The organism is Undibacterium sp. FT79W (assembly GCF_014284215.1).
GTDB lineage: Bacteria > Pseudomonadota > Gammaproteobacteria > Burkholderiales > Burkholderiaceae_D > Undibacterium > Undibacterium aquatile.
Window position 1 is genome coordinate 1 of the sequence record NZ_JACOGB010000015.1, and the last position, 15,056, is coordinate 15,056.

The window sequence follows — 15,056 nt, forward strand, 5'->3', positions numbered from 1 at the left end:
GCCCGATTAGCCTGTGAAGTGAGTGGTGCAACAATGCCGCCAGCAGCAGGAACCCACCGAAGCGAGTCCGGCGTTTACGCCTAACCGCAGTAGGAATCCCTGTCGTTTACGGCAGGGAGGATGTCAACACCTGGCTTTCAGCGTTGCAGCAGGGGAGAGGGTTCAAGTGTTCATTTTTTTTTGACCGTCTCAGAAAATTTGTTGAATGCCTTGAATTTGTTATCCCGCTCCGTCGTCACGTAGATCGTCGTGGTGTCGATCGATGCATGACCGAATTGATCCTGGATAATCTGGACAGGAACACCATTCGCAATCGCATGTGAACCACAGGTGTGACGTAACCAGTGGGTACTGGCCCGGTGCATGTGTCGAGCATCTTCCTTAGATTCTTTGGCCATACAGTACGCGGCCTCCACAAAAAATGCTTTGAAAATATCAAAAATTCTACGCGATGACAGTGTGCGTTCCGGTCTTCTCAATTCGGTCGATTTTTCTCCATTTTCTCTGGTTTCATACAAAGTATAGCCAGGTGCCACGTCGATTAAAGGCGTTACCGGAGGTGCGTCTTGATAAGACTTTATTCCACGATGAGCAAGATAGGTGTTCAATTCTTGAATGACGTTGTGACTCAGAGCGACATCACGCGGTTTATTTCCTTTGCCGATGACATGGAGTTGATAGCCCATCTCAGAGGTACCAGCCAGAGCAAAACGCTGAATGTCCCCGGCCCGGGCGACCGCCATTTCTGACAGCCGCATTCCTGTTTCATACGCTAACGTCAACATGAAACGTAGCCTGAAATATCGGCTATTTTTTTCGTATGTCTCAAGGTGCTGGATTAAGAAATCCCATTGTTGCTGTGTGAATGACCTGGTTGCATCCGACTTAAACACGCCATACTTGCTGGCCTTTACCGTCTCAAAGGGATTGCTGTCAAGGTAGCGTTGGCGTACCAGTGTCTCGCACAGCATTTTGACGATCGTGATCGCCTGTTTCTGCGAGGCGACGGAGAGCACGCCTGTTTTTTCGACTGAGAGATCCGGAGGCATGCCATCGAATTGTTTCAGGATTTTAGAGGACGGTGATTTCTTAACACGGACAGGATTCTCAAACGGGCGCCAGAGTGGGCTCCAGCGGACGGTATGACGCTTTCCAAGCCAGTCCTCTTGTGGAATACAGTATTTGCTTGACCATGCTTCGGGTGTGAGTCGGCCGAGGTCGTTTAAGAAGTTTTTATACGCGATGCAATCATCTGCCATCAGGGAGGAGAGGGCTTTACCGCGTTCTAAGACAGACCACAGCAGAAAACGTTCGGCTTCTTTTCTGTAATTGCGGTAGGTGTTGGCATTGTCTTCAACGAGTTTGAGCCAGGACTGAATCGCATCATAGTCATTATTGACGCCGCTCCGGTTGCGTTCTGCACGGTTTTCTCCGACGCTGCCGTCCAGATAAGGATGGGGCTGGAAATACTCTAAAGGTACGATGCCAAACTCTTTGGGGCGACTGGCTTCCATGGCTGCAACGTCGAGGTCACGGTGTTTGACCATGGCGAATGTACTGACCGATTGTCCTAAATCTTTTTCATACAGCTGCAGCCATTTCACCAAGCGAGCCGCGGTCACTTCACCGACCTGATTCAAGTTCCGGTACCAGAGGCGTCCCTTCAGGTTAATCGTATTCAAGAGGTCCCCCACGGTATCAATCTGCGCGGCGATCAGCCGCTGCGCCACTGCCGGAATAATCCAGGCACCGACCGGATCATTGAGGTGCGGGGCAATCGCTACTTTGGCTTCCAGCCAGTTCAATGCTTCATTCTGCTTTTTTAAGAGGCTCGCTTTTCTTTTTTGGCGTGGATCCGGCTGGACATCACCATATTCTTCTTCGAATAGCTCGATCAAATCCGCTTCGGAATACATCTCGTATGGATCGCGTTCTTCACGATACGCCGCCAGAGAGGGAACTTCGACAGTCGAGACTGGCTTTAATTGCTCTGGTTCAATATTAATAATGCGGGCATACGCGAATTTACCGTGCCGCTTCGCGATAACAGACAGATCCTTTCGAATCCATTGCAATGTGGTGACAATTTCTTTACTCGATATCCTGGTCGTGGTGGCATTTTCTAAATACCGCTTGGCCATCTCATATTGATCGAGGCCTTCAAGGTAAGCACGGAAAAAGGCGAAATGATGCCGGCCAGCGCGCTGCAGTATCCGGTCAATGGGCGAATGGTTCTGGGACTCAGACCGGCCTGGGGCAAGTCGCTGTATGTTATCCGGATCGGTGGGCACGGCATCGTTTTCCTGATGATGGAGGTTTTGACTCATGGCGGCATTATTTCTTTGATTATTGTCGCAACGCGATTCTCACTGCAATAAATGCCCGCCTCTTTTATGTCCTTGTGAATGCGCGGACTAATGTTAACTCCATTCAGCACTTAGACTTTCCGCCTGTTGCAAGACAGTTTGAATGGCGTCTTCTTGTTGATCCGGCGAATATTTGTATTTCCGCAAAATACGCTTCACCATCAGCCGCAATTTTGCCCGGACACTTTTACGCTGCGACCAAAAGGCACGAGCCAAAGACGTAAATCATTTATCGCCAGTGAGTAAAGGGAGAGGGCACTTATTATTGGCTATGGGTTTTGTCTGGTGCATGGGTTATTATCACATTTATTACAAAAGAGCATAGCGACCCATCGTTGCCATCACTGACATCAATAAAAAATGATGTGTATCCAGCATTTTCCCGTAGCAATCTTAGCCGAATAATGACTCAAACTTCAAACAACCTTGCCTCAGATTCATGGGCCATCGCCGACCTTCTTCGTGGAGATTTCAAACAAAGTCAATATGGCCGCATCATCTTGCCGTTTTGCTTATTGCGCCGCTTAGAGTGCGTGTTGGAAGCGACGAAAGACGCGGTACTGGCCGAATACGAAAAAGTGCAGGCGATGAATTTGCCAGAAGAAGCGCAAGAAAAATTGCTCTTGCGCGCCACCAAAGTTGGCGAGCATCAACTGAGTTTTTATAACACCTCGAAGATGAATCTCTTCAAGCTCACTGAAAGCCAAATCAAAGCTGATTTGGAAAGCTACATCCAGAGTTTTTCCAAAGATGCGCGTGAGATTTTTGAATACTTCAATTTCGCCGAATTTATCGGTCAACTGAACGACGCTAATTTGCTCTACAAAGTCGTGCAAAAAGTGCGCACCATTGATCTCAGCCCCAAGGCGGTATCGAATCACGACATGGGCTTGGTGTTTGAAGAACTGATACGCCGTTTTGCTGAGGGTTCTAATGAAACGGCGGGTGAGCACTTTACCCCGCGTGACATCGTGCGCCTGACGACGTCGCTGGTGTTCATGGAAGACGACGAAGCGCTGACCAAGTCAGGCATCATCCGCACCATTTATGACCCGACAGCGGGTACAGGCGGCTTTTTGTCAGCGGGCATGGAATATGTGCATGAGCTCAACCCCAATGCCGTGATGCGCGCTTATGGTCAGGAATTGAATCCCGAGAGTTACGCCATTTGTAAAGCCGATATGCTGATCAAGGGCCAAGAAGTCGGCAATATTAAGCTCGGCAATACGCTTTCCAACGATCAGCTTCACGCTACCAAGTTTGACTACATGCTCTCTAATCCGCCTTTCGGTGTCGATTGGAAAAAAATTGAAGACGATATCGTTAGGGAACATACAGAGAAAGGCTTTGACGGACGCTTCGGGGCTGGTTTGCCAAGGGTTTCTGATGGGTCTTTATTGTTCCTGCTGCACCTCATCAGCAAGTTGCGCGATGCTAAAGATGGCGGTGGTCGCATCGGCATTATTCTCAATGGCTCGCCCTTGTTCACAGGTGGCGCAGGTTCCGGTGAATCAGAAATTCGCCGCTACATTTTAGAAGCCGATTTACTTGAAGCCATTGTCGCCTTGCCGACAGATATGTTCTACAACACGGGTATTGCGACTTATGTTTGGGTGCTGTCGAACAAAAAAGCAGCCACACGTAAAAACCAAGTGCAATTGATTAACGGCGCTAACCTCTGCGGCAAGATGCGTAAGTCTTTAGGCAGTAAGCGTAATGAAATGAGTAGCGACGACATCGCCACCATCACCAAGTGCTTTGGTAACTTCGAAGTGGTCGATGCTCGTGAGCTTGATAAGCCAGCAGACGCCAAGAGTAATCGCGGTCGCCAATCGGCCAATCCAAAAACAGAAGTCGCCAAAACTTTCGCTGCCAAGATTTTCAAAACCCACGAATTCGGTTATCGCCGCATCACCATAGAACGCCCATTGCGTCAGTCTTACCAATTCTCAGATGAGCGTATTGCCACACTGCGTTTTGAATCAGGTGCCTTGAACAGCGTCATGCAATGGGCTTATGCGGAGTTTGCGAATTTACCCAATGCGATCTGGAGCGATGCGCCTGATTGCGCGCACTATGGCGACCTCAGCAACCACGAAGAAGCAATCCGTCGTTACATCAAAACCCATTTCGCCGATCTCAAAGAAAAACAAATCAAAGACCTGCTGGACCGCAGCACATGGACAAGCACCAAAGCCACCATGCTGAAAGCCAAAGCCTTGCAAGCGCAGATTGGTACAGCGCAGAGCGATGATATGAACGGCTACGAAGATGTGGTCAGCAAAGCAGCAAAAGCCGCGAGTATCAGCCTCGACGCCAAAGACAAAAAAGCGATTGAAGCCGCAGTGAGTTGGAAGAACCCGGAAGCGCACGCCGTCATTAAGAAGTTACACAAAGCCAAAGCCGACCCTGTTTACGGCCTGTTTGAAGGCGTGGGAGAACATGCGGGCAAAACGATCGAATACAAAGCCGATAGTGATTTACGCGATTTTGAGAACGTCGCGCTCGACCCCGGTCGCAGCGTCAATGAAGTCAACGAAGCCTACTTCAAAAAAGAAGTACAACCGCATGTACCCGATGCATGGATCGATGCCAGCAAGAAGGACGATAAAGACCAGCAAATCGGCATCGTGGGTTATGAAATTCCGTTCAACCGCCATTTCTACCAATATCAGCCACCACGCGATTTAGCGGAAATTGATGCCGATCTTGATGCGGTCAGTGCAGAAATCATGAAGCTGCTGCAAGAGGTGCATTCATGAGCAAAAACACTGTTGTGAAGACTGAGCAGCCCGACTTCTCCGAAGTCGTCCACCTGATCACCGCCGCTCGTCAGCACGCCTATCAAGCCGTCAATACCACATTGATTGAGTTGTACTGGCAAGTCGGTGCATACATCAGCAATAAGATCAAGGCAGCAGAATGGGGCGATGGTGTGGTGGATGCCTTGGCTAAACATTTAGCGCTAACCCAGCCCAACTTGAAAGGCTTTACCCGCCCTAACTTGTTTCGCATGCGCCAATTTTATGAGACTTATCAAGGTGACCAAATTGTCTCGGCACTGCTGAGACAATTGCCGTGGACACATAATCTCATCATTCTGAGTCGTAGCAAGCATCCTGAGGAACGGGAGTTTTATTTGAGAATGGCAGTGCAAGAGAAATGGTCTAGCCGTGAACTAGAACGGCAATTTACGACCGCTCTGTTTGAGCGGGTCATACTCAATCCGGTAAAAGTGTCACCGGCGGTGACACTTTTACACCCAGACGCCCTGAGTGTTTTCAAAGACAGCTACATCGTGGATTTTCTGAATTTGCCAGAACAACACAGCGAAGCGGATCTGCACAAAGGCTTACTCACCAAGCTCAAACATTTTTTATTGGAACTAGGCCGCGACTTTTGCTTTGTCGGCAGTGAATTCCCTGTGCAAGTCGGCAAACAAGACTTCGCGCTCGATCTGCTGTTTTTTCACCGAGGCTTAAATGCACTGGTCGCGATTGAACTTAAGGTCGATAAATTCCAACCAGAACACCTGGGCAAACTTAACTTCTACCTCGAAGCCCTGGACCGTGACCACAAAAAGCCGCACGAAAACCCTGCCATTGGCGTCTTGCTGTGCGCCAGCAAAGATGATGAAGTGGTTGAGTATGCCTTAAGCCGCAGCCTGTCTCCCGCCATGATCGCCGAATACCAAACCCAGCTACCCGATAAGAAACTACTGCAAGCCAAGCTGCACGAGTTCTATATGTTGAATCTGGCGCAGGAGGGCGAGGTATGAGTCGGTACAAGGCTTATCCTGAGTACAAGGATTCTGGGGTAGATTGGATTAAAGACATTCCTTCAAATTGGCAAGTAAAGCGAATTAGTTACATTGCTTCACTAAGAAGTGGGGATGCAATTGTAGCCGAGCAAATTGAGGTCGAAGGCGATTTTCCGGTATATGGCGGAAACGGATTGCGCGGGTATACGGCGAACTATAATCACGAAGGGGAATTCATCTTAATCGGTCGGCAAGGAGCACTTTGCGGAAATGTAAATTATGGTGCAGGAAAATTTTGGGCATCTGAACACGCCGTAGTTGTTCATCCTTATTTGGCAATCGTCACCAAGTGGTTCGGTGAAACGCTACGTGCGATGAATTTGAATCAATACAATGTTTCTGCTGCGCAGCCAGGGCTAGCAGTCGCAAATATTACATGCTTGAAAGTCCCATTCCCAAGTTTAGAAGAACAACAAAAAATCGCCAACTTCCTCGACCACGAAACCGCCAAGATCGATACCCTGATCGCGAAGCAGCAAGAGTTGATCAAGCTGCTGAAAGAAAAACGGCAGGCGGTGATTAGTCATGCCGTCACCAAAGGCCTCAACCCCAACGCCCCCATGCGCGACTCCGGCGTAGAGTGGCTGGGTGAAGTGCCTGCGCATTGGATGGTTTTTAACATGGATCATGCATTAAGAGCTATTGGTGATGTCGATCATTACATGCCAGCGTCAATTGACATTGGCGTTCCTTATGTAATGACGGGTGACCTGAAAGAGGTAGTGAGCGGTATCAATTTTGACGCTTGCAAACAAGTAAGTCGCTCAGATTATCTAGCCCTTTCAAAGAAAATTAGGGGAGAAAAAGGCGACGTGATTATGGCGCGATATGCGACTGTTGGGACAGTGTCTTACATCGATATTGATGCAGAATTTATAGTTTCCTACTCATGTGTGACCATTAAACCCAAGACAGATAAGGTGATTGGTCTATATCTCTTTTATTACTTCAAATCCGATGCTTTCTTGCAGGGTATTCAAAGTCAAGTTAATACAAACACTCAAGGGAATGTTGGTATCAATGACCTAAAGAAAATAAAAGTAGCGTTGCCAACGCTATCCGAGCAATCCGAAATTGTAGATTGTTTGCAGCGAACAATTCGAGATTTTGACCTGATATCGGAAAAAGCGAAAGAAGCGATTGTTCTCGCACAAGAACGCCGCACAGCCTTAATCTCCGCCGCTGTCACCGGAAAAATCGACGTACGCGATTGGCAGCCGCCCAGCGAATCTGCCATCGCCGCCTGATTCTGTTTAATTGATTGAAGCATTCTTCAGAGATTTGATTCATGAGCAAAGCCAACGAACTGACCTTTCAAAACGACATGATTCGCCAGCTACAAGCCCATGGTTGGTTGCTCGGCAAAGCAGAACACGACAACTGCGAGCTGGTTTTGCCTCCGGTGTCGTCAGAAGGCGATACAGGGGAGTTCGCACTATGAATCAGATCGCCCCGCAAAACTCCTTATTACAAGCCATTCGTGAGCTAGTTCAACAAGCACGCCAACAAGTTGCTCGCAGTGTGAATAGCACCATGGTGCAAACCTATTGGCATATTGGCCGCTTAATTGTGGAAGATGAACAGCAGGGCGAGGCGCGGGCACAATATGGCGCGCAACAGCTTGAGCAATTGAGCGCTCGCCTAACCGAGGAGTTCGGCAAAGGCTTTGATGTCCGCAACCTCCGTAATATGCGTGCCTTTTTCCAAGCTTTTCCAATTCGGAACGCACTGCGTACCGAATTGAGTTGGACGCATTATCGTTGCTTGATTCGCATCGACAACTCCAGTGCACGCGAGTGGTATGCGCAAGAAGCGATTACGCAAGGATGGAGTGCGCGGGCTTTGGAGCGCCAAATCGCCGTGCTCTACTACGAGCGTTTGCTTGCCAGCAAGGAGCGCTTGCCGGTAGAGCTGGAAGCCAAAGCGCATACCGATGCGCTGCAATTGCATCCTAAAGACTATTTGCGTGATCCTTATATTTTGGATTTTCTGAACTTGGACAGCAGTGCTTACCAGGAAGCCGATTTAGAAAATGGCATCATCAATAATTTGCAAAAATTTTTATTGGAGTTAGGCAAAGGTTTTGCCTTTGTTGAGCGTCAACAGCGCATCAAGACTGAGGACGGCGACTATTTTATTGATCTGGTGTTTTACAACTTCCATCTTAAATGCTTTTTGTTGATCGACTTAAAGCTCAACAAATTAACGCATCAAGATGTCGGGCAGATGGATATGTATGTGCGTATGTACGAAGAGCAAAAACGGCGACCTGATGACAATCCGACCATAGGCCTGATTTTATGCAGCGAGCACAATCATACTGTCGCGAAGTATTCTGTTTTAAAAGACAGTCAACAATTGTTTAGCTCGAAATACCTTACTGAACTTCCAAGTGAAGCCGAATTGAAACAAGAGTTAGAACGGGAACGATTACGCGTGCAATTGCAATTGGCCGAAAAAAAGAGCGATGCGCATTAAAAGCACGCAGGAATGACGAATCAGCTATTACCGTTATCTCGAATTGCAGAATGAACAGAGACAAACCATTATGAGCAAAGCCAACGAACTCAGCTTTCAAAACGACATGATTCGCCAGCTACTAGCTAATGGCTGGCTGCTGGGCAAAGCAGAACACTACAACCGCGAATTGGCTTTGTATCCGGAAGACGTGATCGGTTTTGTCAAAGACACGCAAGACGAGCAATGGCAAAAGTTTTGTGCCTTGTATCCGGTGCAGCCTGAGCAAAAGTTTTTAGAGCGCTTGGCACAGCAATTGAATAAGGCTGACCCGAATGCGGCGAATAAAGAGATGCGTACCTTTGGTACTTTGGGTGTCTTGCGTCATGAATTGAAAGATCGCGGCACGCGTTTTTCTTTGTGCCAGTTTGCACCGGAACATGATCTGAATCCTGATACCTTGGCGCGCTACAAAAAGAATCGTTTGCGCGTCGTGCCTGAGGTGACCTATAGCCCGTGGGCGACGGCGGAGCATTTGGCGGAGATCGGTGTGAAAGCCAAAGAATGGCGTATTGATTTGGTCTTGTTCGTCAATGGTATTCCGGTTGCGACGCTGGAACTCAAATCAGAATTTAAACAAGCGGTACACAATGCGATGCGCCAGTATCGCACCACGCGTTTGCCGGTGGACCCTGGCACCAAAAAGCCTGAGCCTTTACTAACCTTCAAGCGCGGAGCGCTGGTGCATTTTGCCGTGAGCCAATACGAAGTGTATATGACCACACGTTTAGAGGGCGAAAGCACCTTCTTCCTACCGTTTAACAAAGGTACGCACGATGGCGGCGCGGGTAATGATGCGCCGCTAGACGTGAACCAATACGCGACCGACTATTTGTGGAATGAAGTCTTAGTGCCAGACAATCTGCTCAAGATTTTGGGGCGCTTCGTGCATTTGCAGATTGAAGACAAAGAAGACTGGGAAGGGCGCAAGTACAAAAAAGAAAGCCTGATCTTCCCGCGTTACCACCAATGGGATGTGGTGAGTAAATTGCTGGCCGCCGCGAAGAGCGAAGGGCCGGGGCAAAAGTATTTGATACAACACAGCGCGGGTTCGGGTAAATCAAATTCAATTGCGTGGTCTGCGCATCAGCTTTCTTCTTTGTACGATGCTAGCGGTAGTAAGCTATTTCATTCGGTGATTGTGGTGACAGATCGCACTGTGCTCGATGCGCAGTTGCAAGACACGATCGCGCAGTTTGAGCAAACCGATGGCGTGGTCGGGCGCATCAATAATCAAGAGGGCGATGGTTCTAAATCAGAAAAACTCGCCAAGGCTTTGGAAAGCTCGCAGCCGATCATTATCGTCACCATACAAACCTTCCCGTTCGTACTGCGCGCGATTGAAAACAGCGTCAGCCTGAAAGAGCGCAACTACGCGATCATCGCCGACGAAGCGCATTCTTCTCAAACGGGGTCGACCGCTCGCCAGCTTAAAGAAGTGCTGATGGTCGATGGCACTGCCAGCGATGACGAAGAACTCACGACGGACGATATTCTCGATGCCGCCGTTGCTTCACGCCGTGCTTCAAAAAATCTGACTTACCTTGCCTTCACCGCGACACCAAAAACCAAAACGCTAGAATTGTTTGGCCGCTTACCTAAGCCCGACGAGCCAGCATCGAAAACCAATAAGCCAGAAGCCTTCCACGTCTACAGCATGCGCCAAGCGATAGAAGAGGGCTTCATTTTGGATGTGTTGAAGAACTACACCAATTACAAAGTTGCCTATAACTTGGCGATGAAAATGAAAGATGCCGACCAAGAGGTGGAAAGCAAAAAAGCCAAGGTCAAGCTCAATCAATGGGTGCGCCTGCATGATCACAATATCAGCCAGAAGGTGATGGTGATCGTCGAGCATTTCAAAACGCATGTGATGGGTTTGCTCGGTGGGCAAGCGAAGGCCATGGTGGTGACCGGTTCGCGCAAAGAAGCGGTGCGTTACAAGCAGGCTTTTGATAAGTACATTACTGAGCAGGGTTACCAAAAGATCCACGCGATGGTGGCGTTTTCGGGTGAAGTGGAATTTAATGACAAAGATCCGAATGCGGAATTTTTGCAAGGAGCAAAGTTCACCGAGTTGAATATGAATCCGCAACTGAAAGGCCGCGACATGCGCAAAGCCTTTGATACCGACGATTACCAAGTAATGATCGTCGCCAATAAGTTTCAAACCGGTTTTGACCAACCCAAACTGTGCGCCATGTATGTGGACAAAAAGCTCGGCGGTGTGGAGTGTGTACAAACGCTGTCACGCTTAAACCGTACTTATCCCGGCAAGGCAGAAACGGGTACTTTTGTGCTCGACTTCTTCAACGAGCCGCAAGACATCCTTGCGGCCTTCCAGCCTTACTTCCAAACCGCAGAGTTGGCCGACGTATCGAATCCGAATTTGATCTTTGACCTCTACGACAAACTGCGCGCAGCCGATATCTTTACCTGGACCGAGGTTGAGCAATTCTGTGAAGCTTTCTTCGTGAAGAGTAAGAGCAACGCCGCCATCGCCAATATCTGCAAACCCGCAGTCGAACGCTGGCAGAAACGTTACAAGCATGCAGTCGATGCCTACAAGCAAGCGAAAGAGATGTTTGAGCGCCAAAAGAAATTTAACGACCCTGTGTTGATTGCGAACGCGGAAAACAGCTTTAAAGACTGCAAAAAAGCCAAAGACGCGCTGGAGATCTTCAAAAAAGACCTAGGTACTTTCGTGCGCTTCTATGAATTCATGTCGCAAATCGTTGACTACAACGACAAAGACCTGGAAAAGCTCATCCTCTATGCGCGCAACCTGCGCCCGATGCTGCGTGAAACGGTCGTCGATGAAGACGATATTGATTTATCCAGCATTGTCCTCAGCCATTACCGCGTCTCTAAAATCCGCCAACAGCATTTGGCTTTACAAGAGAACAGCGAAGAATACAAGCTGGAGCCGGGTGAGGGTTTGGGAACGGCGAAAGCGAAAGACAAGCAAACCGAATTCCTGTCGCAAATCGTGCATCGCTTAAACGAGCTGTTTATCACCGACCAACTCACTGAAAAAGATATGGTGAATTACGCCTATACGATCAGCGACAAGGTGCGCGAGAACGACATCGTGATGCAACAAATCGCCAACAACAGCGCAGAACAAGCCATGTTAGGCGACTTCCCCCGCGCCGTAGACGACGCCATCCTCGACAGCGGCGACGCCCATCAAAATCAGATGATGCAGTTATTGTCTGATCCAGGTAAGGCTAAGTTATTTTCTAAGGTTATTTTTGATATCTTAACGGGATCACGATAACGTTTTGGACTTCCCCTAATTTTGTAGGCAACACTTAACTTCCAAATTGGCGTTGCTCGAATGCTAGTGGACTCATTTGATCGGTTGCGCGGCAAACCTCGTCCTTCAGGGCGGGGTCAAGAGCGCGGACGGCGAAGCCGTCCGGTTTGGTGCGTCTAGTGTGGTGTTTGCTGCTGTTCGATGTACTGCCGGATAACGGCAATCGGTGCGCCACCGCAGCTACCGGCAAAGTAGGAAGGCGACCATAGCGCACCGCCCCATAGCTTCTTGCGGATGCTCGGGTAGTTCTTCTTCCGAATCATGCGGCTGGAAACGCCTTTTAGGCTGTTGACCAGATTGGAAACGGAAACCTTGGGCGGGTAGTTCACCAGCAAGTGTACATGGTCATCCTCGCCGTCGAACTCCACCAGCTCCGCTTCAAAGTCCCTGCAGACGCTGGCTAACATGGGGCGCAGGTCGTCAAGAATCTCTTTTGTGAAGACTTCGCGGCGATATTTTGTCACAAAGACCAAATGCACGTGCATCAGGAAAACGCAGTGTCTTCCGTGTCGGATATCGTTGTCATTGCTCATAGACCAAACTATAATTGAAGTATGCAACGCTTACAAGCCTACAAATACGAACTGATGCCCAACGGCGAACAAGAGCGCGATATGCGCCGCTTCGCTGGGTCATGCCGGTTCGTCTACAACAAAGCGCTGGCAATGCAGCAGGAGAACCACGAGGCGGGCAACAAGTTCATTGGCTACGTCGCCATGGCGAAGCAATTGACCGGGTGGCGCAATGGTCCTGACACACCTTGGCTGAAGGAAGCGCCGTGTCATCCGCTGCAACATGCCTTGAAGGACTTGGAGAAGGCATACAAGAATTTCTTCGAGAAACGCGCCGACTTTCCAAAATTTAAGCGCAAGGGTAGCGGTGATACTTTTCGCTACCCCGACTCGAAACAGATCAAGCTCGATCAGGGTAATGGCCGCATCTTCCTTCCCAAGCTCGGCTGGCTGCGTTACCGCAACAGCCGCGATGTGCTGGGCGAGGTGCGCAATGTCACCGTGAGCCAATCGGGCGGCAAGTGGTTCGCGTCGATTCAGACGCAACGCGAAATCAAACAGCCGCTGCCAACCGCGACGACGGCCATTGGCATCGATGTCGGCATCTCCCGGTTTGCCACGATGAGCGACGGTGCTTTCATCGCGCCGCTCAACAGCTTCAAGAAACATCAGCAACGCCTTGCGCGCTACCAGCGCCGCATGAGCCGCAAAGTCAAGTTCAGCAGCAACTGGAAGAAGGCGAAGGCCCGCGTCCAGAAGATTCATACCCGTATCGCCAATGCCCGGAAAGACTTCCTGCACAAGACCACAACGACGATCAGCCAAAACCACGCGCTCGTATGCATTGAGGATTTGCAGGTACGGAACATGTCCAAGTCTTCCAAGGGCAACAGCGAACAGCCAGGCAAGATGGTGAAGCAGAAGTCCGGCCTGAACCGCTCCATTCTCGATCAGGGGTGGGGTGAATTCAGACGTCAACTGGCGTATAAGGTGGCTTGGCACGGCGGTATGTTGCTGGCCGTGCCGCCGCACCACACCAGCCAGACATGTCCGGCTTGCGGCCATGTGTCGAAAGATAATCGGCAAACACAAGCAAAATTCCTGTGCGTCGATTGCGGTTACGAAAATCACGCCGATATGGTCGGTGCGATCAATATTTTAGAGCGGGGATACCGCTTGTTAGCCTGTGGAGAGTCGGAGCAGTCAGGCCGCTCGAAGAAGCAGGAACCCACCGAAGCGACTCGCAAATCATCGCGCAGCGCCGTAGGAATCCCCGTCCTTTAGGGCGGGGAGGATGTCAATTAGATAGCTATAGTTTACTCAACGTACTTAGCGATAGGGGAGCCAACAAAATGAAAGAATTTTTAGATGGTTTTATTTCAGCTGCGAAGGAGACGCCGCGAGGTTTTTTCGCGCCTTTAATTGCTATTTGGAGACTTTTCTGCGGTGTCACCGATTCGGTTTTGAAAAAAAACGATCACTAAATTTCATCATTACGTTGAAGCCCATTTTTAAATTGAATCGCAATTTTGGAAAGTCGGTACGCAGGATAACTGATGCATCGCAAGTCAAGTTGGAAATCAATCAGCTCAAATACAGGGGAGCAAATGGTCTAATCCTCTTCCCCCGATCTGCAAAACACCTATTGTTTTTTATCACCGATCTGCAAGTAGCCTATTGTTTTTTCGCACCTCTGGCTTATTTCTGCAAGTAGCCTATTGTTTTTTATCACCTCAGATCAGAGCAAGCCATCGAAAGGCGGGGATTTTCACGGCCCTTTCGCAATTTCTGCATAAACCTATTGTTTTTTCGCACCTCTGGCTTATTTCTGCAAATAGCCTATTGTTTTTTATCACCGATCTGCAAAACACCTATTGTTTCTTCGCACCGCTGACACATTTCTGCAAACAGGCTATTGTTTTTTATCGCCGCTAGGCACAGCTTCGCAATTAAACACTCTGCATTTCTCGATGATTTCTGCATAATTTCATTGTTATTTATAACTGGAAAATATGCGACATCATCTAATGTTGCAATTTGTTTAATTTTCTCAATAATTCTGCATAAACCTATTGTTTTTTATCTCCGCAGATCAGACCAGGCCATCGAAAGGCGGGCATCTTGTCTGCCGTTTGCGTAATTTCTGCATAGACCTATTGTTTTTTATCACCGCAGATCAGACAAAGACATCGAAAGGCGGGCATTTTGTCTGCCGTTTGCGTAATTTCTGCATAAACCTATTGTTTTTTCGCACCTCTGGCTTATTTCTGCAAATAGCCTATTGTTTTTTATCACCTCAGATCAGAGCAAGCCATCGAAAGGCGGGGATTTTGACGACCCTTTAGCAATTTCTGCATAGACTTATTGTTTTTTATCACCTAAAAAAATCATCTATCTAGGGTCTGTTGACGTTTGAACGTAAGCCTTTGAAAAAGAAAGGCAAACTCGTATTGTTAAGGTTTTCACACCGATCCAACACGAGTTTGCCATGCCCCGATTACTGCTCAATGACGAGCTCTGGT

The 15,056-nt window shown here is 48.8% G+C and carries 10 protein-coding genes and 1 pseudogene; 8 read left to right on the forward strand and 3 right to left on the reverse strand.

Annotated elements, in window-relative coordinates; translation table 11 throughout:
• Positions 1-170: 170 nt before the first annotated feature.
• Complete coding sequence (locus H8K38_RS18010) at positions 171-2,327, reverse strand: site-specific integrase (RefSeq protein ID WP_186886235.1); 2,157 nt, start codon at positions 2,325-2,327, stop codon at positions 171-173.
• Positions 2,328-2,420: 93 nt separating this feature from the next.
• Positions 2,421-2,567: pseudogene (locus H8K38_RS18015) on the reverse strand (type I restriction enzyme endonuclease domain-containing protein); the annotation flags it as partial.
• A gap of 203 nt (positions 2,568-2,770) precedes the next feature.
• Between H8K38_RS18015 and H8K38_RS18020 the strand changes: the two are divergent.
• The 6 genes from H8K38_RS18020 to H8K38_RS18045 all read left to right on the forward strand — a co-directional run bounded on the left by H8K38_RS18020 (position 2,771) and on the right by H8K38_RS18045 (position 11,983).
• On the forward strand, positions 2,771-5,128 hold the full coding sequence (locus H8K38_RS18020; protein ID WP_186886237.1) for a class I SAM-dependent DNA methyltransferase: 2,358 nt from the start codon (positions 2,771-2,773) through the stop codon (positions 5,126-5,128).
• Positions 5,125-6,144, forward strand: coding sequence for a YhcG family protein (locus H8K38_RS18025; protein ID WP_186886238.1), 1,020 nt, complete (start codon positions 5,125-5,127; stop codon positions 6,142-6,144). Before H8K38_RS18020 ends, H8K38_RS18025 begins: the two co-directional genes overlap by 4 nt.
• Positions 6,141-7,433, forward strand: a complete 1,293-nt coding sequence (locus tag H8K38_RS18030; protein ID WP_186886239.1) for a restriction endonuclease subunit S — start codon at positions 6,141-6,143, stop codon at positions 7,431-7,433. Before H8K38_RS18025 ends, H8K38_RS18030 begins: the two co-directional genes overlap by 4 nt.
• Positions 7,434-7,474: 41 nt before the next feature.
• The gene (locus H8K38_RS18035; RefSeq protein WP_186886240.1) at positions 7,475-7,627 is read left to right on the forward strand and encodes a hypothetical protein; all 153 of its coding nucleotides are present in this window, start codon (positions 7,475-7,477) and stop codon (positions 7,625-7,627) included.
• Complete coding sequence (locus H8K38_RS18040; RefSeq protein WP_186886241.1) at positions 7,624-8,664, forward strand: YhcG family protein; 1,041 nt, start codon at positions 7,624-7,626, stop codon at positions 8,662-8,664. Before H8K38_RS18035 ends, H8K38_RS18040 begins: the two co-directional genes overlap by 4 nt.
• A 70-nt stretch (positions 8,665-8,734) precedes the next feature.
• Complete coding sequence (locus H8K38_RS18045; protein ID WP_186886242.1) at positions 8,735-11,983, forward strand: type I restriction endonuclease subunit R; 3,249 nt, start codon at positions 8,735-8,737, stop codon at positions 11,981-11,983.
• Positions 11,984-12,138: 155 nt separating this feature from the next.
• Here the strand turns inward: H8K38_RS18045 and tnpA are convergent, their stop codons facing one another.
• The gene (gene tnpA / locus H8K38_RS18050) at positions 12,139-12,555 is read right to left on the reverse strand and encodes an IS200/IS605 family transposase (RefSeq protein WP_176804534.1); all 417 of its coding nucleotides are present in this window, start codon (positions 12,553-12,555) and stop codon (positions 12,139-12,141) included.
• Positions 12,556-12,576: 21 nt separating this feature from the next.
• Between tnpA and H8K38_RS18055 the strand changes: the two genes are divergently transcribed.
• Positions 12,577-13,818 (forward strand): RNA-guided endonuclease TnpB family protein, encoded by a 1,242-nt coding sequence (locus H8K38_RS18055; RefSeq protein ID WP_176804533.1) that lies wholly within the window; start codon positions 12,577-12,579, stop codon positions 13,816-13,818.
• 68 nt (positions 13,819-13,886) lie between these two features.
• Positions 13,887-14,018 (forward strand): hypothetical protein, encoded by a 132-nt coding sequence (locus tag H8K38_RS18600; RefSeq protein ID WP_255423076.1) that lies wholly within the window; start codon positions 13,887-13,889, stop codon positions 14,016-14,018.
• The last annotated feature ends 1,038 nt before the right edge of the window (positions 14,019-15,056 follow it).

Bases quoted from the DNA above. Each gene is read 5' to 3' on its own strand.
- H8K38_RS18020 (WP_186886237.1), top strand. From the start codon at position 2,771: ATGACTCAAACTTCAAACAACCTTGCCTCAGATTCATGGGCCATCGCC.
- H8K38_RS18010 (WP_186886235.1), bottom strand. From the start codon at position 2,327: ATGAGTCAAAACCTCCATCATCAGGAAAACGATGCCGTGCCCACCGAT.
- tnpA (WP_176804534.1), bottom strand. From the start codon at position 12,555: ATGAGCAATGACAACGATATCCGACACGGAAGACACTGCGTTTTCCTG.
- H8K38_RS18045 (WP_186886242.1), top strand. From the start codon at position 8,735: ATGAGCAAAGCCAACGAACTCAGCTTTCAAAACGACATGATTCGCCAG.
- H8K38_RS18025 (WP_186886238.1), top strand. From the start codon at position 5,125: ATGAGCAAAAACACTGTTGTGAAGACTGAGCAGCCCGACTTCTCCGAA.
- H8K38_RS18600 (WP_255423076.1), top strand. From the start codon at position 13,887: ATGAAAGAATTTTTAGATGGTTTTATTTCAGCTGCGAAGGAGACGCCG.
- H8K38_RS18040 (WP_186886241.1), top strand. From the start codon at position 7,624: ATGAATCAGATCGCCCCGCAAAACTCCTTATTACAAGCCATTCGTGAG.
- H8K38_RS18035 (WP_186886240.1), top strand. From the start codon at position 7,475: ATGAGCAAAGCCAACGAACTGACCTTTCAAAACGACATGATTCGCCAG.
- H8K38_RS18055 (WP_176804533.1), top strand. From the start codon at position 12,577: ATGCAACGCTTACAAGCCTACAAATACGAACTGATGCCCAACGGCGAA.
- H8K38_RS18030 (WP_186886239.1), top strand. From the start codon at position 6,141: ATGAGTCGGTACAAGGCTTATCCTGAGTACAAGGATTCTGGGGTAGAT.